Here is a 23592-nt window from a genome sequence, read left to right as displayed (position 1 = left end):
AGGATTAAGCCTGGCCTTTGATCTCTTTACGACCGTTGAACGGCGCTTGCTCACCCAGCGCTTCTTCGATACGAATCAGCTGGTTGTATTTAGCAACGCGGTCAGAACGGCTCATAGAACCGGTTTTGATCTGGCCTGCAGCGGTACCGACAGCCAGGTCAGCGATGGTCGCGTCTTCAGTTTCACCAGAACGGTGAGAGATGACAGCGGTGTAGCCAGCGTCTTTCGCCATCTTGATTGCAGCCAGAGTTTCGGTCAGAGAACCGATCTGGTTGAATTTGATCAGGATGGAGTTAGCGATGCCTTTATCGATACCTTCTTTCAGGATCTTGGTGTTGGTTACGAACAGGTCGTCACCAACCAGCTGGATTTTGTCGCCCAGTACTTTGGTCTGGTATGCGAAACCGTCCCAGTCAGATTCGTCCAGGCCATCTTCGATGGAGACGATCGGGTACTGTTTGGTCAGATCTTCCAGGAAGTGAGTGAACTCTTCAGAGGTGAACGCTTTGTTGCCTTCGCCAGCCAGAACGTATTTACCATCTTTGTAGAATTCAGATGCTGCGCAGTCCATCGCCAGGGTGATATCTTTGCCCAGCTCGTAGCCAGCTGCTTTAACCGCTTCAGCGATAACAGCCAGTGCTTCGGCGTTAGAACCCAGGTTCGGCGCGTAGCCGCCTTCGTCACCAACGGCAGTGTTCATGCCTTTGGACTTCAGCACTTTCGCCAGGTGATGGAACACTTCAGAACCCATGCGTACGGCTTCTTTCAGGGTCGGCGCGCCAACCGGCTGAATCATGAATTCCTGGATGTCGACGTTGTTGTCAGCGTGCTCACCACCGTTGATGATGTTCATCATCGGAACCGGCATGGAGTATTTGCCCGGAGTGCCGTTCAGTTCCGCGATGTGCGCGTACAGCGGCAGGCCTTTGGACGCTGCAGCTGCTTTGGCGTTTGCCAGAGAAACAGCCAGGATAGCGTTCGCACCGAAGTTAGATTTGTTTTCAGTACCGTCCAGGTCGATCATGTTCTTGTCGATGCCAGCCTGATCTTTAGCATCTTTGCCCAGGATTGCCTGAGCGATCGGGCCGTTTACCGCAGCAACAGCTTTGGTTACGCCTTTACCCAGGAAACGGGATTTGTCGCCATCGCGCAGTTCCAGCGCTTCGCGGGAACCAGTAGAAGCACCTGACGGAGCAGCTGCCATACCGACGAAACCACCTTCCAGGTGTACTTCGGCTTCAACAGTCGGGTTACCACGGGAGTCGATGATTTCACGACCGATGACTTTAACGATTTTGGACATTAGGTTTTCCTCAGTACAAGTTAAACTAAAACTCCAGACAAACAATGCACCCAGTTGGGTGCATTGCCGTTCTAACTCTTTTACTTCGCCTGACGCTTCTGGTACTCGCTCGCGGCTTTCACAAAGCCGGCAAACAGCGGGTGGCCGTCACGCGGCGTCGAAGTAAACTCCGGGTGGAACTGGCAGGCAACAAACCACGGATGGTTCGGCACTTCGATGATCTCGACCAACTGATCATCCCCGGAACGGCCCGCAACGCGCAGACCAGCAGCTTCAATCGGTTTCAACAACATGTTGTTGACTTCGTAGCGGTGACGATGGCGCTCGGTGATAGTCGGCTCGCCATACAGCTGACGAACCAGAGAATCATCATCCAGCTGGCACTGCTGCGCACCCAGGCGCATGGTGCCGCCAAGATCGCTCTTCTCAGAACGAACCTCAACGTTGCCTTCTTCGTCACGCCATTCGGTAATCAGCGCCACCACCGGGTACTTACAGTCTGGCACAAATTCCGTAGAGTTGGCGTTTTCCATGCCCGCTACGTTGCGCGCGAATTCAATCAGCGCAACCTGCATACCCAGGCAGATGCCCAGATAAGGAATATTATTCTCACGCGCATAGCGCGCGGTGGCGATCTTACCTTCTACACCGCGGTAGCCGAAGCCGCCCGGGATAAGGATCGCGTCCAAATTCTTAAGGATTTCGACGCCGCGCGTTTCCACATCCTGCGAATCGATCAGCTTGATGTTGACGGTCACGCGGTTTTTCAGACCACCGTGTTTCAGCGCTTCAATCACCGACTTGTAGGCATCCGGCAGTTCAATGTACTTACCGACCATACCGATGGTGACTTCGCCTGCCGGATTGGCTTCTTCATAGATTACCTGTTCCCATTCGGCCAGGTTTGCTTCCGGACAAGTTAAGCTGAATCGTTTACAAATATAATCGTCCAGCCCCTGAGATTTCAACAGGCCCGGAATTTTATAAATGGAATCGACGTCTTTCAGAGAAATCACAGCCTTTTCCGGAACGTTACAGAACAAAGCAATTTTCGCACGTTCGTTGGCCGGAACTGCGCGGTCTGAGCGGCAGATCAGGATATCTGGCTGAATACCGATGGAGAGCAGCTCTTTCACGGAGTGCTGGGTCGGCTTGGTTTTGACTTCGCCCGCGGCGGCCATGTACGGCACCAGGGTCAGGTGCATAAACAGGGTATGCTCGCGGCCGATTTCTACCGCCATCTGACGAATGGCTTCGAGGAACGGCAGGGATTCGATATCGCCTACAGTACCGCCGATTTCCACCAGCACCACGTCATGGCCTTCGCCACCCGCCAGTACGCGCTCTTTGATAGCGTTGGTGATGTGCGGGATAACCTGAACGGTCGCGCCCAGATAGTCACCACGGCGCTCTTTACGCAGTACGTCGGAGTAGATACGGCCGGTGGTGAAGTTGTTGCGACGCGTCATCTTGGTGCGGATGAAACGCTCATAGTGGCCCAGGTCCAGATCGGTTTCTGCGCCGTCTTCAGTAACGAACACTTCCCCATGCTGGATTGGGCTCATGGTACCCGGATCGACGTTGATGTACGGATCCAGTTTCATGATGGTCACGTTGAGACCACGGGCTTCAAGAATGGCTGCCAGGGAGGCTGCGGCAATGCCTTTACCCAGAGAGGATACGACCCCGCCGGTCACAAAAATATAGTTCGTTGTCATGCTGAACCTGAGAAGTTAGGGTAAAACGATGGAATAACCAGGACGGGAAAGTAGTATACCCGAACATGCGTGACGCCACAAACTTTCATTCTCCCCTCCCCTTCGTTCTTCAAGTTGCACCTGTGTTGCGACTCGAACAACTCGAAGAGGCAGGCTACATGGTGTTTCAACGACATAACGGAAAGAGAAAATAGACGCTTTTGGCGAAATGTTTTTGACGTAAATCAAGCGCTTGTTATTTATAAAATCACACAAATCGCGCTTGATCACGAAAACTCGTTAGAGATCAGTTTCCTGGCGCTTTACTTCCTGCCACACTTCTTCCATGGTATCGAGGTCGACACCGGTCATTTCGAGGCCGCGGGCGGCGACAATGCGCTCGACTTCACGGAAGCGACGCTCAAATTTGAGGTTCGCTTTCTGCAGAGCCACCTCGGCTTTGACGCCCAAATGACGGGATAAATTCACCGTGGCGAACAGCAGGTCACCGACTTCCTCTTCCAGTTTCGCTTCATCCACTACCGCCTGCTGCGCTTCATGCATCACTTCATCAATTTCTTCATGCACCTTGTCGAGCACCGGGCCCAGCGAGGTCCAGTCGAAACCCACTGCCGAGCAGCGGCGCTGGATTTTATGCGCGCGCATCAGCGCCGGCAGGCTATGGGGAATGTCGTCCAGCGCCGAATGCTGGGCTTTTTCCGCCCGCTCCGCGCTTTTGATCTGCTCCCAGCGGGCCAGGACTTCGCTGCTGTTTCCTGCAGTAGCATCAGCGAAAATATGGGGATGGCGGCGCTCCAGCTTGTCGCTGATGGCGGCGCAGATATCGTCAAAGTTAAAGCGTCCCTCTTCCTGCGCCATTTGTGCATAGAACACCACCTGGAACAGCAGATCGCCCAGCTCACCGCGCAGGTCGTCAAAATCTTCCCGCTGGATAGCATCGAGGACCTCGTAGGTCTCCTCAAGGGTGTAAGGGGCGATAGTGGCAAAGGTCTGCTCTTTATCCCACGGGCAGCCGTTTTCCGGGTCGCGCAGGCGGCGCATGATGCCGAGCAAGCGGTCAATTTGAGTCATGTGACAATCCTGGAAATGTAAAAAATAGTCGACCGGATAAGGCGTTTAGACCTTATCCGGCGTTGCGAAATTGCCGGATGGCGGTTTCGCCTTATCCGGCCTGGAGACGACTTAACCGCCGTGCAGACGGCGCGCGTCAATGACATCGGGCACCTGGTTCAGCTTACCGAGCACCCGGCCCAGCACCTGCAGGTTGTAAATCTCAATGGTCATATCGATGGTTGCCAGCTGCTGACGGGTATCGCTCCGGCTGGCGACCCCCAGCACGTTCACCTTCTCATTGGCGAGGATGGTGGTGATATCGCGCAGTAACCCGCTGCGATCGTTCGCCTCCACCCTGACCACCAGCGAGTAGCCCGCCGAGTAGCTTTCACCCCATACCGCATCGACGATGCGCTCCGGGGCATGCGACTGCAGTTCAGCCAGCTGATCGCAGTCGGCGCGATGCACGGAAATCCCGCGCCCCTGGGTGATAAAGCCGACGATCTCATCGCCCGGAATCGGCTGGCAGCAGCGGGCAATATGGTGCATCAGGTTGCCAACCCCTTCCACCACCACTCGGCCATTGTCCTTGGTGCGGTTCTGTGGGGCGTAGGTTTTCTGCTGCAGCTGCTTCAGCGCGGCCGCATCCTGCTCAGCGGCGCTCGGTTTATTGAACTGCGCCTGCAGGAAATTGACCATCTGGTTGAGACGGATATCGCCGCCGCCAATGGCGGCCAGCAGTTCATCGAGCTCATTGAAGTTGTAGCGCGGCAGCAGGTGTTTTTCCGCATCCTTAAGGCCGATGCCCAGATGCTCCAGTTCGTCGTCGAGGATCTGCCGCCCGGCGAGAATGTTCTTGTCGCGGTCCTGCTTACGGAACCAGGCGTGGATCTTGGAGCGTCCGCGGCTGGTGGTCACGTAACCGAGGTTAGGATTCAGCCAGTCACGGCTCGGGTTCGGCTGCTTCTGAGTAATAATTTCAATCTGATCGCCCATCTGCAGCTGATAGGTGAACGGCACGATGCGGCCGCCAATTTTGGCGCCGATGCAACGATGGCCGACGTCGCTGTGGATATGGTAGGCAAAGTCGAGCGGCGTCGACCCCGCCGGCAGGTCCACCACGTCGCCTTTCGGTGTAAAGACATAGACACGATCGTCGAAGACCTGACTGCGCACTTCGTCGAGCATTTCGCCAGAGTCGGCCATCTCTTCCTGCCAGGCAATCAGCTTACGCAGCCAGGCGATGCGATCCTCATAGCCACGGCCACCGCCAGTGCCCGCTCCTGCGCCCTCTTTGTACTTCCAGTGCGCGGCCACGCCAAGCTCAGCATCTTCATGCATCTGCCGGGTGCGAATTTGAATCTCCACCGTCTTGCCGCTCGGGCCCAGCACCACTGTATGAATAGACTGATAGCCGTTGGGTTTCGGGTTGGCCACGTAGTCATCGAATTCATCCGGCAGGTGACGATAGTGGGTATGGACGATCCCTAGCGCGGCGTAACAATCCTGCAAACGCTCAGCCACAATACGCACCGCGCGAACGTCAAACAGCTCGTCAAACGCGAGGTGTTTTTTCTGCATTTTGCGCCAGATGCTGTAGATGTGTTTCGGCCGGCCATAGACTTCCGCCTTGACGCCTTCAGCTTTCATCTCCGAGCGCAGGTGGCCGACGAACTCGTCGATGTAATGCTCACGGTCGATACGACGTTCGTGGAGCAGTTTAGCTATACGCTTGTATTCTGCCGGATGCAGATAACGGAAGCAGTAATCTTCCAGCTCCCACTTCAGCTGGCCGATACCTAAGCGGTTCGCCAGCGGCGCATAGATATTGGTGCACTCTTTCGCCGCCAGCACGCGTTCATCTTCCGGCGCGTCTTTGACTTCGCGCAGATGCGCGATACGCTCAGCAAGCTTGATGACCACGCAGCGGAAATCGTCAACCATCGCCAGCAGCATGCGGCGAATGTTATCCACCTGCTCGGAAGATACCGAGTCGGTATGGGTGGCTTTTAGCTGGCGGATAGCGGCCATGTCCCGCACCCCGTGAATCAGGGTCACGACCGATTTACCCACACTCTCCTGCATGACCTCTTCACTGACGACTTCACCGTCCGCCAGTGGGAACAACAGCGCCGCGCGCAGCGTATCGAGATCCATACTCAGGGTGGACAGAATCTCCACCATTTCGACGCCACGCCACAGCAGCAGGTCTGCCTGCGGGTGTCCTTGCGTTTTTTCGCGACAATAATCCCAGGTTTCGGCTAAGCGCTCACACGACTGCTGGCTGGAAATCCCCAGACTCGCGATCCATTTCTTCGGGTCAAATTCACCAGCTTTATTAAGATGTGCACTTCTTACCGCAACCATTGTCCTCTCCTTAAGGGACCGGCCTGCCGAAGTCGGCAAGCCTCAACTTTCTACATGTCATCCTGCAGGTCGCGTCAGCATTGACGGCCAGGGTGGCTCTTCTGCGACGTTGTGAATGACCTTATGTAAGCCTGCGCTCAAACAACACCATTGATTCCAGATGACCGGTATGCGGGAACATATCCAGCATCGCCAGGCGTTGAATCTGATATCCAGCCTGCAACAGGGTTTCGCTGTCTCGCGCCAGCGTCGCCGGGTTGCAGGAAACATACACCACCCGCCGCGGTGCCAGTTTTATAATATGCGGCATCACGCCCGGCGCGCCGGCGCGGGCCGGGTCCAGCAGCACTTTATCAAAGCCGTGCTTCGCCCAGGCCTGACGGGTGACATCCTCTTCCAGATTTTCATGGAAGAAAGTGACATTTGATAAACCATTGAGGGCGGCGTTTTCCCGCCCCTTTTCTACCAGCGCAGGCACCCCTTCCACCCCCACCACGTGGGCGGCGCGAGTCGCCAGCGGCAGGGTAAAATTGCCCATTCCGCAGAACAGATCCAGTACCCGGTCCTCTGGCTGCAGATCCAGCCATTCCAGCGCAGTACGCACCATCTGCTGATTCACGCCGTCGTTGACCTGGATAAAATCCCGCGGACTGAACACTAAGCGTAGTCCGTCTGAGGTATACCATGGTGCTTCGCCATGAATATGTTCCAGTATCTCGCTTTGCGGCGCGAGGTACAGGGAAAGACCGTGAGTTTGCGAAAAGCGTTCCAGTTTTTCCCTGTCGCCCGCTGGCAGGGCAGCGGTATGGCGCAGCACCATCAGCGGGCCGTTGTCCGCCTGCACCAGCTCGACATGGCCGAGGTGGCGTAATGCGCTCAGCGCGCTTAAGCACTCGCGCACGGCAGGCAGCAATGCCTCAAGTTGGGGCGCCAAAACAGGGCATTGCACCACGTCGACGATCGCTTTGGCGTTGGCCTGGCGAAAACCCATCTGCAATTGTTGGGTCTTTGGCTGATAATTCAAGCTTAAGCGCGCGCGACGGCGGTAGCCCCACGGCACGCCGGCGATGACCTCATCCACCTCACGCTTCATCAGCCGCGCCAGCGCGGCGCGTTTACTTTGCTGCTGAAGCACGACGCTGGCATGCTGTTGTTGGCAACCGCCGCAGACGCCAAAATGCGGGCAGCGCGGCGCCTGGCGCTGCGGGCTGTCGGTTAGACGGCGTTTCACCTGGGCGCGGGCATACTGTTTTTTGTCTTCCACCAGCACCACCTCGGCCTGCTCCTGCGGCAGCACACCGCTCACGAACAGCGCCTTTCCCTGGTGGCGGGCAACGCCCTGACCAAAGGGATCGAGGTCATTGACTGTAACGGTTATGATCTGGCGCGTCGTCACACGCCGTTTTGCAGAGTAGAATTGCGCCATCGTAGAGAGTTGTCTCAATCAAATAAAACGAGCTCGTTCAGGGCGGCAGTGCCGCGAAGCGCACCGACGCGCACAGAACGATGATGTCTATATTCTCCCATAATGGAACCGCATGACCAACTACAGCCTGCGTGCTCGCATGATGATTCTGATACTGGCGCCAACCGTCCTGATTGGGCTGTTGCTCAGTATTTTCTTTGTTGCTCATCGTTATAACGACCTGCAACGCCAGCTGGAGGACGCCGGCGCCAGCATTATTGAGCCGCTGGCGGTCTCCAGCGAATATGGCATGAATTTGCAAAACCGCGAATCCATCGGCCAGCTGATCAGCGTCCTGCATCGGCGTCATTCGGAGATCGTGCGGGCCATCTCGGTATATGATTCGCATAACCGGCTGTTTGTCACCTCCAATTACCAGCTCAACCCCAGCGAACTGCAGATCCCCAAAGGCGAGGCATTTCCCCGCCATCTCAGCGTCATCCGCGACGGTGACATCATGATCCTGCGCACGCCGATCGTCTCGGAAAGCTATTCGCCTGATGAGTCCCCCGAATCTGACGCCAAAATGCCGGGCAATATGCTGGGCTACGTCGCGCTGGAGCTGGATCTGAAATCAGTCCGCCTCCAGCAGTACAAAGAGATTTTCATCTCCAGTGTGATGATGCTGTTCTGCATTGGCATCGCGCTAATCTTCGGCTGGCGCCTGATGCGCGACGTCACCGGGCCTATCCGCAATATGGTCAACACCGTCGACCGCATCCGCCGCGGACAACTGGACAGCCGGGTCGAGGGTTTTATGCTCGGCGAACTGGATATGTTGAAAAACGGCATTAACTCGATGGCCATGTCGCTGGCGGCCTACCATGAGGAGATGCAGCACAACGTCGACCAGGCGACCTCCGATCTGCGGGAAACCCTTGAGCAGATGGAGATCCAGAACGTTGAGCTGGACCTGGCGAAAAAGCGCGCCCAGGAGGCGGCGCGCATTAAGTCTGAGTTCCTGGCCAATATGTCCCACGAACTGCGCACCCCGCTCAATGGGGTGATCGGCTTTACCCGCTTGACGCTGAAAACCGATCTCAACGCCACGCAGCGCGACCACCTGACCACCATCGAACGTTCGGCCAATAATCTGCTGGCGATCATCAATGACGTGCTCGACTTTTCCAAGCTGGAAGCCGGGAAGCTGATTCTGGAGAGTATTCCGTTCCTGCTGCGCACCTCGCTTGATGAAGTGGTCACCCTGCTGGCGCATTCCGCGCACGATAAAGGGCTGGAGCTGACGCTGAACATTAAGAACAATGTGCCGGATAACGTCATTGGCGACCCGCTGCGTCTGCAGCAGATTGTGACCAACCTCGTGGGCAATGCGATTAAATTCACCGAGCACGGCAATATCGACGTGCTGGTGGAGCAGCGGGCCATCAGCAACTCGCGGGTACAGATCGAAATTCAGATCCACGATACCGGCATCGGCATCCCCGAGCGCGACCAGTCCCGACTGTTCCAGGCCTTCCGTCAGGCCGATGCCAGCATTTCACGCCGGCACGGCGGCACCGGGCTTGGGCTGGTGATCACCCAGCGTCTGGTCAAAGAGATGGGCGGCGATATTTCGTTCCACAGTCAGCCGAACCGCGGCTCCACCTTCTGGTTCCATATCAGCCTTGATCTCAACCCAAACGCCATTCCGGATATGCTGAACACCGACGGGCTGACGGGCAAACGTCTGGCCTATGTGGAAGCCAACGCGACGGCGGCGCAATGTACGCTGGAGATGCTGGCCGCCACGCCGCTGGAGGTGATCTACAGCCCTACCTTCTCCTCGCTGGCGGAAGCGCAGTACGACATTCTGCTGGTCGGCATCCCGGTCTCAATGCGCGATTTGTCGCCGCACCGGGAAAAATTAGTCAAAGCCCGTGCGATGTCTGACAACGTGCTGCTCGCTCTGCCATGTCATGCCCAGGTCAGCGCCGAAGCCCTGAAGCGCGACGGCGTCGCGGCCTGCCTGTTGAAACCGCTCACTACCACCCGTCTGCTGCCGGCGCTGGTGGCCACCAATCATGCGCCGGCTTCCGCGCCGTTGACGCAGGCCGACAGCCATAAGCTGCCGATGACCGTGATGGCCGTCGACGACAATCCGGCTAACCTGAAGCTGATTGGCGCCCTGCTGGACGACCTTGTGCAGCAGGTGATCCTCTGCGACAGCGGCCAGCAGGCCGTGGACCAGGCCAAGCGGCTGCAGATGGATCTGATCCTGATGGATATTCAGATGCCGGATATGGACGGCATCCGCGCCTGCGAGCTGATTCATCATCTGTCACATCATCAGCAGACCCCGGTGATTGCAGTCACCGCGCACGCCCTGGAGGGCCAGCGGGAGAAGCTGTTGAGCGCCGGCATGAACGATTATCTGGCGAAGCCGATTGAAGAAGAGAAACTGTACGCCCTGCTGCTGCGCTATCAGCCCGGCCTGCACAGCGTCGCTCCGGCGGCGCTACCGCCCGCAGAGCCGGTCATCGACCATAACCTGACGCTTGACTGGCAGCTGGCGCTGCGTCAGGCCGCCATGAAGCCGGATCTGGCGCGGGAAATGTTGCAGATGCTGATCGCCTTTATGCCGGAGGTGCGTAATAAAGTGGAAGAGCAGCTGGTCGGCGAGCAGCCGGAAGGGCTGGTGGATCTGATCCACAAACTGCACGGCAGCTGCAGCTACAGCGGCGTGCCGCGGCTGAAAAAGCTCTGTCATACCCTGGAGAGTCAGCTGCGGGCGGGTACCGCCGCCGAGGATCTGGAGCCGGAGCTGCTCGAGCTGTTAGACGAGATGGATAATGTGGCCCGCGAAGCGTGCCGGATGGGAGTGTAAACCCCGGATAGCGGCGCTACGCGCCTCATCCGGGCTACGCCCTACGGTCCAGTACTCGGTTGGTAGCCCCGGTAAGCGTAAGCGCCACCGGGGACGGTTCCCGGATCGCGGTGCTACGCACCTTATCCGGGCTACAAATACCACTGCGCCAGCCGGGTTACCGCTTACCGCCCATCTGCAAAACCGCGGCGACGTTACGCGCCGTCATCCGCAGGTTGGCGGCGGCATTGGCCAGCGCTTCATCCAGGGTACAGATGGTATATAACACGCTGAATACCGCATCCAGTCCGTGCTGATGCACCACCCCGACATCGGCGGTAAGGCTGCCGGCAATCCCAATCACCGGGACGTTAAAACGCTTCGCCACCTTCGCTACCCCCACCGGCACCTTGCCGTGGATCGTCTGGCTATCGATTCGCCCTTCGCCGGTGATCACTAAATCGGCATCCGCCACCCGCGTCGCCAGCTGCAACGCATCGGTGACGATCTCAATGCCCGGGCGCAGCGTTGCGCCACAAAACGCATACAGCGCCGCCCCCATGCCGCCCGCCGCGCCACCGCCCTCCAGGCTCAGCACATCGATATCTAAATCGCGGGCGATAATCCGGGCATAGTGCAGCAGGCCGCTGTCGAGGCGGTCGATCATCTGCGTCGTCGCCCCTTTTTGTGGGCCGAACACCGCGCTGGCCCCCTGCGGGCCGGTTAGCGGGTTGGTGACGTCGCAGGCAACCTCAATCCGGCAATCTGCCAGCCGCGGATCGAGTTCGCTAAGGTCGATACGCGCCAGCGTCTCCAGCGCGCCGCCCCCGGAGGCGATTTGCTGGCCGTCGGCGGTCAACAGTTTCGCCCCCAGCGCCTGCGCCATCCCGGCGCCGCCGTCATTGGTCGCACTGCCGCCAATGCCAATAATGATCTGCCGCACGCCGGCGTCCAGCGCGTGGCGGATCAGCTCCCCGGTCCCCCAGGAGGTGGTCAGCAGCGGATTACGCTGCGCCGGCGGGACACTCTCCAGCCCGCTGGCTGCCGCCATTTCGATAAAGGCGCACTGGCGATCGCCGGACAGCCCATAAAATGCCTCAACCGGTTCACCCAGCGGCCCGGTGACCGTCAGCGGAACCTGATGCCCGCCGGTCGCCGCCACCATGGCTTCCACCGTCCCTTCACCACCGTCGGCAACCGGCAGCTTGACGTACTCCGCGTCAGGATAAATCTCGCGAAAGCCTTGCTCTATCGCCGTGGCCACTTCCAGCGCGCTCAGACTCTCCTTCCAGGAATCCGGTGCGATCACTATTTTCATGTGCTGTCCTTACTCTGAGCCAACCCCTGGCGCTGTCGCGCAATGCCGGCCCCCGCAGAGGCCGGCGGCCTTTTAGCGCACCATGCATGGACGCTTGTTGTCAAAGGTCCAGCCCGGGATCAGATACTGCATCGCCATCGCATCGTCGCGGGCGCCAAGACCATGTTTCTTATATAGCTCATTTGCCTGCATCACGCGGTCCATATCCAGCTCAACCCCCAGGCCCGGGGTACTCGGTACCTGCACCATACCGCCTTTGATTTCAAAAGGTTGTTTGGTCAGACGCTGGTTGCCCTCCTGCCAAATCCAGTGGGTATCAATCGCGGTGATTTTGCCCGGCGCCGCTGCCGCGACGTGGGTGAACATCGCCAGCGACACGTCGAAGTGGTTATTGGAGTGCGATCCCCAGGTCAGGCCGAACTCATGGCACATCTGCGCCACACGCACCGACCCCTGCATGGTCCAGAAGTGCGGGTCCGCCAGCGGGATATCCACCGACTGCAGGGACAAGGTATGGCCCATCTGTCGCCAGTCGGTGGCGATCATATTGGTCGCGGTCGGCAGGCCCGTCGCGCGGCGGAACTCGGCCATCACTTCGCGGCCAGAGAAACCTTGTTCGGCGCCGCATGGGTCTTCCGCATAGGCCAGCACGCCCTTCAGCTGTTTACCAATCTGGATGGCTTCCTCCAGCAGCCAGGCGCCGTTCGGGTCGAGAGTGACGCGGGCATTCGGGAAGCGTTTCGCCAGGGCGCTGATCGCCTCAGCTTCTTCAAAACCGGCCAGCACGCCGCCCTTCAGCTTAAAGTCGTTGAAGCCATATTTTTCATACGCCGCTTCCGCCAGGCGGACCACCGCATCCGGCGTCATCGCCTCTTCATGGCGCAGGCGATACCATTCGCACTGCTCATCCAGCTGGCTCTGATAGGCCAGCGGCGTGGCGTGGCGGTTGCCGACAAAAAACAGATAGCCCAGCATTTCGACTTCGCTGCGCTGCTGGCCATCGCCAAGCAGAGAAGCGACATTGACGCCAAGGTGCTGGCCCAGCAGGTCCAGCAGCGCCGCTTCAATCCCGGTGACCACGTGAATGGTGGTACGCAGGTCGAAGGTCTGCAGGCCGCGGCCCCCGGCGTCACGGTCGGCAAACTGGTTGCGCACCGCGCCCAGCACATTCTTGTACTCGCCCAGCGTTTTGCCCACCACCAGCGGCGCGGCATCTTCCAGGGTCTGGCGGATTTTTTCGCCACCGGGGATTTCGCCGACGCCGGTATGCCCGGCGTTATCTTTGATAATCACAATATTGCGGGTGAAGTACGGGGCGTGCGCGCCGCTCAGGTTCATCAGCATGCTGTCATGGCCGGCAACCGGGATCACCTGCATGGTCGTAACAACGGGCGTTGAAGTGAAAGTCGTCATAGCATCATCCTTTTTAATTAGTGGCGGCCGAAAACGGGACGTTTGCGGTCGAATGTCCAGCCGGGGATCAGGTACTGCATCGGGCCTGCGTCGTTGCGCGCGCCGCCCGGCAGCGCTTTATAGGCCTCATGGGCTTTGCGCACCTGCTCCCAGTCAAGTTCCACGCCGAGTCCCGGCGCGTCTGGCACGGCAATCTTGCCGTGAATAATCTGCAGCGGATTTTTGGTCAGGCGCGCGTCGCCCTCCTGCCAGATCCAGTGGGTGTCAATGGCGGTGGGGTTGCCCGGCGCGGCGGCGCCGACGTGGGTAAACATCGCCAGGGAAATATCAAAGTGATTGTTGGAATGGCAGCCCCAGGTGAGCCCCCAGTCGTCACACAGTTGCGCCACCCGTACTGCGCCGGAGAGCGTCCAGAAATGCGGGTCCGCCAGCGGGATGTCGACGGCGTTGAGCATCACCGCATGACCCATTTCGCGCCAGTTGGTGGCGATCATATTGGTGGCGACCGGCAGCCCGGTGGCACGACGGAACTCGGCCATCACCTCCCGGCCGGAGAAGCCTTGCTCGGCGCCGCACGGATCTTCGGCATAGGTCAGGACATCCTGCAGCCCTTTGCACAGCGCGATGGCCTCATCCAGCAGCCAGGCGCCGTTCGGGTCGACGGTGATGCGCGCATCCGGGAAACGCTTTTTCAGCGCCCGGGCGGTGTCGATCTCCTGCTCGCCGGGCAGCACGCCGCCTTTCAGCTTAAAGTCTTTGAAACCGTAGCGATCCTGGGCGGCTTCCGCCAGACGCACTACCGCCTCGCTGCTCAACGCCTGCTGATGACGCAGGCGGTACCATTCATGATCGCCCGGCGTATGGTCCAGATAGCCAAGGTCGGTTTTCTGCCGATCGCCAATATAAAACAGGTAGCCCAGCACGGTGACGGCATCACGCTGCTTACCCGGCCCCAGCAGCTCGCAGACCGGCACCTTCAGCACCTGGCCGAGCAGGTCGAGCAGCGCCGCTTCCAGCGCCGCCACCGCGTTAACCTTCAGTTCGAAGGTCCACGCCCCTTTGCCAAAGGTATCGAAATCCGCCGCCTGATTGCCTTTATGCACCTGCTGCACCACGCGATTGAGCCGGGCGACCTCCTGGCCCACCACCTGCGGGATCGCCGCCAGCAGCGTCTGGTAGATAACCTCCCCACCGGGCGCTTCGCCAACGCCGGTGTGGCCGGCGTTATCGGTCAATACCACGATATTGCGGGTAAACCAGGCGTTGTGCGCCCCGCCGATGTTCAGCAGCATGCTGTCGTGCCCGGCCACCGGAATGACCTTCATCTCTGTGATAATCGGGCTGGATTGGGTCGTCATGATGAGCGCCCCACCACAGGTTTCAGTTCGATGCGTTTGATATCGCCCACCAGCACCAGGTAGCTCAGCACCGCCACCAGGGCATGGATGCCGACGTAGATCAGCGCGCCGTTGAACGAGCCGGTGGTGCCAACGATATAGCCGATGGCGATGGGAGTGACGATACCGGAGATATTGCCGAACATGTTGAACAGACCGCCGGAGAGACCGCTAATTTCTTTCGGCGCGGTATCCGCCATCACCGCCCAGCCGAGCGCCCCAATCCCTTTGCCGAAGAAGGCCATTGCCATAAAGCCGATCACCATCCACTCCACATTGACATAGTTACACATCAGCATGGTCATGGAGAGCAGCATCCCCAGCACGATCGGCGTTTTGCGCGCGATGTTCAGCGAGCCGGTGCGGCGCATTAACCAGTCGGAAATCACCCCGCCCAGCACCCCGCCGACAAAGCCGCACACCGCCGGAATCGACGCGACAAAGCCGGCTTTGAGGATCGACATACCGCGCGCCTGCACCAGATATACCGGGAACCAGGTGATAAAGAAGTAGGTTAAGGCGTTGATGCAGTACTGACCGATATAGATGCCGATCATCATCCGCGATCCGATCAGCTGTTTGATCTGCCCCATTTTGACGCTAAACGGCACTTTCTGTGCGCTGCTCTTCTGATCCATGTTGATCAGCGCCCCGCCTTCGGCGATATAGTCCAGCTCTTTCTGGTTCACGCCCGGATGGTTGTTCGGATCGTGGATCACTTTCAGCCATACAAAGCTGATCACGATCCCCAGGCCGCCCATAAAGAAGAACACGTGCGACCAACCCACCTCATGCGTCAGCCAGCCCATGATCGGCGCGAAGATAACGGTGGCAAAGTACTGGGCGGAGTTAAAAATCGATACCGCCGTCCCCCTCTCCTGCGCAGGGAACCAGGCGGCGACGATACGGCTGTTGCCGGGGAATGACGGCGACTCGGCAAGGCCGACGAGGAAACGCAAAGTGAACAGCGCGATGATAATGCCAAAGCCGCTGAAGATATCGACGAAGCCCTGCAGCAGGGTAAACATCGACCAAATGAAGATCGACCAGAAATAGACGCGCTTCGAACCGAAGCGGTCGAGCAGCCAGCCGCCCGGGATCTGGCCGATGACATAAGCCCATGAGAACGCGGAGAACACATACCCCATGCCAACAGGATCGAGGCCGATATCTTTGGCCATTTCCGAACCGGCGATCGACAGCGTCGCCCGGTCACCATAGTTAAAAGAAGTGACGATAAACAGCATCACCACTATCCAGTAGCGGGCGTTGGTGCGCTTTTCAGCCGCCGTCGCCGCCTGACTTAATGAACTCATTGTTGTACTCCTGAATCATAGCGTTTAGCTACGTTCATTCTGAACAGCACAACCTGTAGGGTAATCAGAATGACGTGGTCGTGTTTTGATAGTTGTCGTTATATCTGGCACTGCATTTATCACTGGCTGGAGCAGTATATGAAGAGGCACACCGCGGCTCACCGTGCATCTACACAGCTTTTACGCCGCTATTACAGGTGGTTTGTGGCGAATGCCTGAAAGAATGGGGGGAAGTTCACGGAAATGAAAAACCAGCGCCGCTGGAGCCGCAAAGCGCAGCAAAAAGAGCCGGAGTGTGAAATACCTCACTTGACCCGGTGAAACTGGCTGGCTTAAGCCATGATATTGCTAAGGATATTGTGGCGTTTGCCTAAAGGCGTGGCGCCAGGAACGCGCTACCATTGTGACGTCCGCATATCTGGCCGCGACGTATTGAAAGAGCGCCCTCTGCGTAGGGAGAGGGCAGCGCTTTTATTCGAGCAGGGTGGCCCACTGCTCAACCCACGGATTGGAGACGCTCTCCGGCTCCGGGTCTTCGCTGGCGTCAATCTTCAGCATCTCGCCGATGCGCTTCGCGCCCTGCTCCTGCAGCAGCTGGTCGAACTTCAGCCCACCGCCGCAAAAGTTAGCATAGGTGCTGTCGCCGAGCGCGATAATGCCGTAGCGCAGATGGGGCTGATACATATCTTTCATCCCCTCATACAGCGGGACAATGCTGTCCGGCAGATCGCCCTGCCCGGTGGTGGAGGTGACCACCAGCACATATTTACCAGTATAGGATTCCCAGTCGTTGACCTGCGGATCCTCATACACGGTTGCCTTGTGTCCCAGTCCGCTGAGGATCGCTTCCGCTTCTTCCGCGACCAGCAGCGAGTTGCCGTACATGGTGCCGACAAAAATTCCGACTTCCGCCATGCTATTATCTCCCTGGATTGACCTTATTCCCTTCATCCTGACCGCAGTCGTCGGCAAACTCAACCCTTTCATTTAGCGGGAGAAGCCCGCGCCAGCCAAACTGCGACAGGGCGCGCATCCAGACCTCGTCAAAACCGGCGCGCAGAGTCAGCGGCTCGCCGGTAAACGGATGGGTTAGCGACAGCTCGCTGGCGTGCAGCATCAGGCGGTGACAGCCAAAATGTTCCGCGGCGCTGCGGTTTTGCCGCAAATCGCCGTGCTTGCTGTCGCCAAGGATCGGATGACGCAGATGGGCAAGATGGCGGCGCAGCTGGTGCTTACGGCCGGTTTTCGGCTCCAGTTCCACCAGCCCGTAGCGCGTAGTGGGATAACGCCCGGTTGCCACCGGCATCTCCACCGTCGCCAGGCCGCGGTAGTGGGTCACCGCCGGCTGCGGATCTTTGTCCTCACGAGCAAATTTATCGGCGATTTTATCCAGCTCTTCCACCAGCGGGTAATCCAGCAGCGCTTCGTCCATCAGCCAGCCGCGAACGATCGCATGATAGCGCTTCTGGATCTGATGCTGTTCAAATTGCTGCGCCAGCAGCCGGCCCGCTTCGCTCGACAACCCCATCAGCAGGACGCCGGAGGTGGGCCGGTCGAGACGATGGGCGGTAAAGACATGCTGGCCAATCTGATCGCGCACGGTCTGCATCACCACCACTTTCTCGTCGCGATCGAGCCAGCTGCGATGTACCAGCCAGCCCGAGGGTTTGTTGACCGCCACCAGCCAGTCGTCCTGGTAGATAATCTCCAGCATCAGGCCTGCTCACCGGCAAACAGCGCATCTAACAGCAGAAGTTCCGCCAGCATGGATTCGCGAACCGGGTGGGCCTGATCCAGGGCCATCTCGTAATAAGGCGCGACGGCAAAATTTTGCGGCAGCGGCTGACCGCTCTCCAGCAGCTGATGCATACGCGGGATCAGCACCCATTGCAGCCACTCCAGCGGCTCCAGGGTATCCAGGCAAAACGGCTTATCGCTGGCGAAGGCGCTGCTGTCCGGCGCCGTCGCCTGCCAGTGCTCTGTTTCGCGCAGCAGGGCTTCAATGGCGCGCAGGCGATCGCGCACGCTATCGTGAAGAGTCATGGGAAACCTCGATGAGTTAAAAACCGGGCGCAGGATAGCAAATCCGCAAAAGAAATAAAAAAAGGGAGCACTGTAAAAACAGTGCTCCCGGTTCGTTTTGCAGCATTCCCGCTACATTGGTGCTCCCTGCTCGTCCTTGAAAACTTTTCCTGAGGTCTCCTGACCAATGTTCATCCATAAACTCGTGCATCCTGCTTTCACACCACCCCGATGTGAAATGACTTATCCATAAGTTTGTCCCGATCTTCCTGATCCACCGTTCATCCTGAGCGGCTCTCGTTCTCCATCCTGGAGGTGTCCATTACGCGATCCTGCGTTATCCTTGCTTCATCCTGAAGCCTGTCCTTGCAACGCCATCCTGGCGGGTCCTGCAGAAGCGCCATCATCCTGATGTTCGCTTCATTTCGCGACTCCCTGTCGACAGACATAGGATCACTGATTCTGCCTCGTCTTACAACCCTTCTTGAGACAATCTCTTAAGATTAGTCCCCACTCAAAAGGACGAATAAATTAAGATCTGATTTAATACCAATGAGTTATAAAAAAATGAAGGGATTAAATTTGCCTTAAATGATGACGATCTCTTACAGGTTTTGTAAGAGATCTCTCACAAACGACCAGGTAGACTGGATTACAGAACCGGCTCAAGGTGGCTAAGGAAACTCGCAAGCGAGGGGGAAAGCGTGATGCGTTTGGCGGTACCGAGGGTCTCTTTGATCACCTCGCCGCTGAGATTACAGACGGAAATAACATCCCGTTCACTCTCGAGGGTGGCGATAAACAGCGTCGGAGCCAGCTTCAAGCGCTTCTGTACCACCAGGTGCCCGATTAAGTTTTCCTGCACCCGCTGGAAATCCTCTTCACTCCAGGTCTGCAGCAGCGTCAGCGTTTCGCCGTCAAACCGGCCGGTCATGTCGCCGGCAAACTGAGTGGTATAATAAGAATGAAGCGGCTGTTGTACCACAATATCCAGGGCGCGTTCAACCGCGCTAATATTTTGCGCCAGCGAAAACGGCTGCGGCTGCCAGAATACGGCCTCACCCTGGGTATCAACGACGCAAGGCGACGGGACGCCGTAAAGCTCTTCACTACGCGGCAGGCTGTTACGCTGCTGCTGCCAGGCGGCGCAATAACGTTGGGTAAAAGCGCGCAGCGCTTCTGCGGTCTGATGGTCCACCGGTTTCTCTCTTCACGTTAGACAGGATACACTGGAGAGATAGTGTACCCGCTTTACTATGGTGAAACATGTCTTCTTACGATAATCATCAGGCGCTGGCCGGCCTGACGCTCGGTAAATCAACCGATTACCGCGATACTTATGACGCCTCGCTACTGCAGGGCGTTCCGCGCAGCCTTAACCGCGATCCGCTGGGCCTGCATGCCGATAACCTGCCGTTTCACGGCGCCGATATCTGGACGCTGTACGAACTCTCCTGGCTGAACGCCAAAGGTCTGCCGCAGGTCGCTGTCGGCCACGTCGAGCTACCCGATACCAGCGTCAATCTGGTGGAGTCGAAAAGCTTTAAGCTGTACCTCAACAGCTTTAACCAGACGCGTTTCGCCAGCTGGCAGGACGTTGCAGAGACGCTGACTCGCGATCTCAGCGCCTGCGCGCAGGGCGAGGTCAAGGTGTCGCTGTATCGGCTGGATGAACTGGAAGGCCAGCCGATCGCCCATCTGCACGGCGCCTGCATCGACGATCAGGATATCGAGATCGATAACTATCAGTTCAGCGCCGACTATCTGCAGGGCGCCGCCAGCGGCAAAATCGTGGAAGAGACGCTGGTCAGCCATCTGCTGAAATCCAACTGCCTGATCACCCACCAGCCGGACTGGGGCTCGGTGCAGATCCAGTATCGGGGGGCGAAAATCGACCGTGAGCAGCTCCTGCGCTATCTGGTCTCATTCCGCCACCATAACGAATTCCATGAGCAGTGCGTCGAGCGCATCTTTAACGATATTCTCCGTTTCTGCCAGCCGGAATCGCTTTCCGTTTACGCCCGCTATACGCGACGCGGCGGTCTGGATATCAACCCCTGGCGCAGCAACGGCGACTTTTCCCCCGCCACTGGCCGCCTCGCCCGACAATAATAAATAATTTCACAATTTGCGTGCGTTTAGGCGCGCGCAAGGTTGTGGAAACGCCGCTCGCAGGGCTATTGTAATCACAGGAAGACCATAAGCGTCCTGTAAGGAGTTCACTTGATTACACATGTTAGCCCGCTTGGTTCAATGGATATGCTGTCGCAGCTGGAAGTGGATATGCTTAAGCGCACCGCCAGCAGTGACCTGTATCAACTCTTTCGCAACTGCTCGCTTGCTGTGCTCAACTCGGGGAGCCTGACCGATAACAGCAAGGAGCTGCTCTCCCGTTTTGAAAACTTCGATATTAACGTGCTGCGTCGCGAACGTGGCGTGAAGCTGGAACTGATCAACCCGCCGGAAGAAGCTTTCGTTGACGGGCGCATTATCCGTTCCCTGCAGGCCAACCTGTTTGCCGTGCTGCGCGATATCCTGTTCGTTTACGGCCAGATCCACAATACCGTTCGCTTCCCGAACCTCGATCTTGAAAGTTCGGTCCATATCACCAACCTGGTGTTTTCGATCCTGCGCAACGCCCGCGCGCTGCACGTCGGCGAAGCGCCGAACATGATCGTCTGCTGGGGCGGCCACTCCATCAATGAAAACGAATATCTCTACGCCCGCCGCGTCGGTACCCAGTTGGGACTGCGCGAACTGAACATCTGCACCGGCTGCGGGCCTGGCGCGATGGAGGCCCCGATGAAAGGCGCCGCCGTCGGCCACGCGCAGCAGCGCTACAAAGACAGCCGCTTTATCGGCATGACCGAACCGTCCATCATTGCCGCAGAACCGCCGAACCCGCTGGTCAACGAACTGATCATCATGCCGGATATCGAAAAGCGTCTGGAAGCCTTCGTGCGTATCGCCCACGGGATCATTATCTTCCCGGGCGGCGTCGGTACTGCCGAAGAGCTGCTCTACCTGCTGGGTATTCTGATGCATCCGGAGAACAAAGCGCAGGTGCTGCCGCTGATCCTCACCGGACCGAAAGAGAGCGCCGACTACTTCCGCGTGCTGGACGAGTTTATCACCCATACTCTGGGCGAGTCCGCCCGTCGTCACTATCGGATCATCATCGACGATCCGGCGGAAGTGGCGCGGCAGATGAAAAAAGCGATGCCGCTGGTGAAAGAGAGCCGCCGCGAAACCGATGATGCCTACAGTTTCAACTGGTCGATTCGCATCTCGCCGGACCTGCAGATGCCGTTCGAACCGACCCATGACAACATGGCCAATCTCAAGCTCTCCCCGGACCAGCCAGTAGAAGTGCTGGCCGCCGACCTGCGTCGCGCCTTCTCCGGGATTGTCGCGGGTAACGTCAAAGAGGTGGGCATCCAGGCCATTGAGCAGTACGGTCCTTACAAGCTGCATGGCGACCCGGAGATGATGCGCCGCATGGACGATCTGCTGCAGGGCTTCGTCGCCCAGCATCGTATGAAACTGCCGGGCGGCACCGCCTACATTCCTTGCTACGAAATCATCGCCTGATTTCTCGCTCTCCCGCCGGGGTATCTTCTGCAGCCTGCCCCCGGCGGGCTCTCTTCCTCTGACTTCCAGAACGCGCTAAAAACCTTTCTGTTATTATTCAGTCACCTGAATCATTTCTACATAGCCAATCGTTTGCGTTTGTAAAAACTGCGACAATTATCACTGCAAAAAATGGTTTTAAGCGCAAAAACGTCGACTACTTCTCTTTTTTACAGTAAATCCCTCGTTATTACGCCGCTCCGCTTTTATCTCATATGCTGCAAATGGTAGCCTGCGCGCCACAAATCGCTGGCTGATCACCAGAAACAGGCTGTTGGACTAAAAATACGCACATTGAAAGTGGATTATTGCATTTGAGATCGCGATCACTGATGCATTAACCATATAAATGTATCTTTCCGGCCCAATTATTACGGAGAAAATTTCTAAAAAACCGTAATCAAACGAATTTCATGTTACGTAATTGTATTTGTTCATTAGATTTTGTTGATTCCTCCAGGAGATACAGATGGAAACCACTCAAACCAGCACCATCGTTTCGGGCGAAACCCGCAGCGGATGGCGTAAAACCGACACCATGTGGATGCTGGGCCTGTACGGTACAGCGATCGGCGCGGGCGTCTTGTTCCTGCCGATCAACGCCGGCGTCGGCGGCATGATCCCCCTGATTATCATGGCGATTCTGGCCTTCCCGATGACCTTCTTCGCTCACCGCGGTATGACTCGCTTCGTCCTCTCCGGGAAAAATCCGGGCGAAGACATCACCGAAGTGGTTGAAGAACACTTTGGCGTAGGCGCAGGGAAGCTGATTACCCTGCTCTACTTCTTCGCTATCTACCCGATCCTGCTGGTGTACAGCGTGGCGATCACTAACACCGTCGAAACCTTCATGGCGCACCAACTGCACATGACGCCGCCGCCGCGCGCCATTCTGTCGCTGATCCTGATCGTCGGCATGATGACCATCGTGCGTTTCGGTGAGCAGATGATTGTGAAAGCGATGAGCATCCTGGTGTTCCCGTTCGTTATCGCCCTGATGATTCTGGCGCTGTACCTGATCCCGCAGTGGAACGGCGCGGCGCTGGAGACGCTCTCCCTGAGCAGCGCCTCCGCAACCGGCAATGGCCTGCTGATGACCCTGTGGCTGGCGATCCCGGTGATGGTCTTCTCCTTCAACCACTCGCCGATCATCTCCTCCTTCGCGGTGGCCAAGCGTGAAGAGTACGGCGCAGGCGCCGAGAAGAAATGCTCCAGCATCCTGGCCCGCGCTCACATTATGATGGTGCTGACCGTGATGTTCTTCGTCTTCAGCTGCGTCCTGAGCCTCTCTCCGGCGGACCTGGCGGCGGCGAAAGAGCAGAACATCTCGATTCTGTCTTACCTGGCAAACCACTTTAACGCGCCGGTTATCGCCTGGATGGCACCGATCATCGCGATGATCGCCATCACCAAATCCTTCCTCGGCCACTATCTGGGCGCCCGCGAAGGCTTTAACGGCATGGTGATTAAATCCCTGCGCAGTAAAGGCAAATCTATCGAAGTCAACAAACTGAACAAGCTGACCGCGCTGTTCATGCTGGTGACCACCTGGATTGTGGCGACGCTGAACCCGAGCATCCTCGGGATGATCGAGACCCTTGGCGGCCCGATTATCGCGATGATCCTGTTCCTGATGCCGATGTACGCGATTCAGAAAGTGCCGGCGATGCGTAAATACAGCGGCCATATCAGCAACGTCTTCGTGGTGATTATGGGTCTGATTGCCATCTCCGCGATCTTCTACTCGCTGTTCAGCTAATTCAGTCAATACCTCCCCCCGCGCCGCT

17 protein-coding genes are annotated in these 23592 nt (G+C 57.7%); 4 read left to right on the top strand and 13 right to left on the bottom strand.

The annotated features are described in order from the left end of the window. Positions 1 to 4 precede the first annotated feature (4 nt). From eno to rlmD, 5 genes are all read right to left on the bottom strand, one after another. Positions 5 to 1303: a phosphopyruvate hydratase gene (gene eno / locus CWM61_RS12840; RefSeq protein ID WP_100631343.1), complete on the bottom strand. Its 1299-nt coding sequence runs from the start codon at positions 1301 to 1303 to the stop codon at positions 5 to 7. A gap of 80 nt (positions 1304 to 1383) precedes the next feature. Next, complete coding sequence (gene pyrG / locus CWM61_RS12835) at positions 1384 to 3021, bottom strand: glutamine hydrolyzing CTP synthase (RefSeq protein ID WP_061153499.1); 1638 nt, start codon at positions 3019 to 3021, stop codon at positions 1384 to 1386. 279 nt (positions 3022 to 3300) lie between these two features. Next, positions 3301 to 4092 (bottom strand): nucleoside triphosphate pyrophosphohydrolase, encoded by a 792-nt coding sequence (gene mazG / locus CWM61_RS12830; RefSeq protein ID WP_074387735.1) that lies wholly within the window; start codon positions 4090 to 4092, stop codon positions 3301 to 3303. Between the two features lie 111 nt (positions 4093 to 4203). Continuing rightward, entirely contained in the window at positions 4204 to 6441 is a 2238-nt protein-coding gene (gene relA, locus CWM61_RS12825) for a GTP diphosphokinase (RefSeq protein WP_061153497.1), read from the bottom strand. A gap of 121 nt (positions 6442 to 6562) precedes the next feature. Further along, positions 6563 to 7867: a 23S rRNA (uracil(1939)-C(5))-methyltransferase RlmD gene (gene rlmD / locus CWM61_RS12820; protein ID WP_100631342.1), complete on the bottom strand. Its 1305-nt coding sequence runs from the start codon at positions 7865 to 7867 to the stop codon at positions 6563 to 6565. A gap of 112 nt (positions 7868 to 7979) precedes the next feature. Here rlmD and barA point away from each other — a divergent pair, with 112 nt between their 5' ends. Next, a complete protein-coding gene (gene barA / locus CWM61_RS12815; RefSeq protein WP_100631341.1) occupies positions 7980 to 10730 on the top strand; it encodes a two-component sensor histidine kinase BarA in 2751 nt (916 codons plus the stop codon). A 157-nt stretch (positions 10731 to 10887) separates the two neighbouring features. Here the strand turns inward: barA and CWM61_RS12810 are convergent, their stop codons facing one another. The 8 genes from CWM61_RS12810 to syd form a co-directional block, all read right to left on the bottom strand. Next, positions 10888 to 12027 (bottom strand): glycerate kinase, encoded by a 1140-nt coding sequence (locus CWM61_RS12810; RefSeq protein WP_032731169.1) that lies wholly within the window; start codon positions 12025 to 12027, stop codon positions 10888 to 10890. Positions 12028 to 12099: 72 nt separating this feature from the next. Continuing rightward, on the bottom strand, positions 12100 to 13440 hold the full coding sequence (gene gudD / locus CWM61_RS12805; protein WP_074387731.1) for a glucarate dehydratase: 1341 nt from the start codon (positions 13438 to 13440) through the stop codon (positions 12100 to 12102). Positions 13441 to 13457: 17 nt separating this feature from the next. After that, positions 13458 to 14798 carry an enolase C-terminal domain-like protein gene (locus CWM61_RS12800; RefSeq protein ID WP_100631340.1) on the bottom strand — a complete coding sequence of 447 codons (1341 nt, stop codon included), beginning with the start codon at positions 14796 to 14798 and terminating at the stop codon, positions 13458 to 13460. Then, positions 14795 to 16153: an MFS transporter gene (locus CWM61_RS12795; RefSeq protein WP_061153492.1), complete on the bottom strand. Its 1359-nt coding sequence runs from the start codon at positions 16151 to 16153 to the stop codon at positions 14795 to 14797. The genes CWM61_RS12800 and CWM61_RS12795 overlap by 4 nt, the downstream gene beginning before the upstream one ends. A 471-nt stretch (positions 16154 to 16624) precedes the next feature. Continuing rightward, positions 16625 to 17068 (bottom strand): flavodoxin, encoded by a 444-nt coding sequence (locus CWM61_RS12790; RefSeq protein WP_008806253.1) that lies wholly within the window; start codon positions 17066 to 17068, stop codon positions 16625 to 16627. A gap of 4 nt (positions 17069 to 17072) precedes the next feature. Continuing rightward, positions 17073 to 17867 carry a tRNA pseudouridine(65) synthase TruC gene (truC, locus tag CWM61_RS12785; RefSeq protein ID WP_008806254.1) on the bottom strand — a complete coding sequence of 265 codons (795 nt, stop codon included), beginning with the start codon at positions 17865 to 17867 and terminating at the stop codon, positions 17073 to 17075. Beyond that, positions 17867 to 18196 (bottom strand): YqcC family protein, encoded by a 330-nt coding sequence (locus tag CWM61_RS12780; protein WP_008806255.1) that lies wholly within the window; start codon positions 18194 to 18196, stop codon positions 17867 to 17869. Before CWM61_RS12780 ends, truC begins: the two co-directional genes overlap by 1 nt. 631 nt (positions 18197 to 18827) lie before the next feature. Then, positions 18828 to 19373 carry a SecY-interacting protein gene (syd, locus tag CWM61_RS12775; protein WP_061153491.1) on the bottom strand — a complete coding sequence of 182 codons (546 nt, stop codon included), beginning with the start codon at positions 19371 to 19373 and terminating at the stop codon, positions 18828 to 18830. Positions 19374 to 19441: 68 nt separating this feature from the next. Between syd and queF the strand changes: the two genes are divergently transcribed. The 3 genes from queF to CWM61_RS12760 all read left to right on the top strand — a co-directional run bounded on the left by queF (position 19442) and on the right by CWM61_RS12760 (position 23564). Continuing rightward, a complete protein-coding gene (gene queF / locus CWM61_RS12770; protein WP_061153490.1) occupies positions 19442 to 20287 on the top strand; it encodes an NADPH-dependent 7-cyano-7-deazaguanine reductase QueF in 846 nt (281 codons plus the stop codon). A gap of 111 nt (positions 20288 to 20398) precedes the next feature. Beyond that, the gene (gene ppnN, locus CWM61_RS12765) at positions 20399 to 21766 is read left to right on the top strand and encodes a nucleotide 5'-monophosphate nucleosidase PpnN (protein WP_074387729.1); all 1368 of its coding nucleotides are present in this window, start codon (positions 20399 to 20401) and stop codon (positions 21764 to 21766) included. Positions 21767 to 22274: 508 nt separating this feature from the next. Next, positions 22275 to 23564, top strand: a complete 1290-nt coding sequence (locus CWM61_RS12760; RefSeq protein ID WP_008806259.1) for an HAAAP family serine/threonine permease — start codon at positions 22275 to 22277, stop codon at positions 23562 to 23564. Positions 23565 to 23592: the final 28 nt, after the last annotated feature.

It is taken from the genome of Klebsiella sp. K-Nf6 (genome assembly GCF_002806655.1).
Taxonomy (GTDB): domain Bacteria; phylum Pseudomonadota; class Gammaproteobacteria; order Enterobacterales; family Enterobacteriaceae; genus Klebsiella; species Klebsiella variicola.
This window is presented reverse-complemented; position numbering and strand designations above follow the sequence as displayed.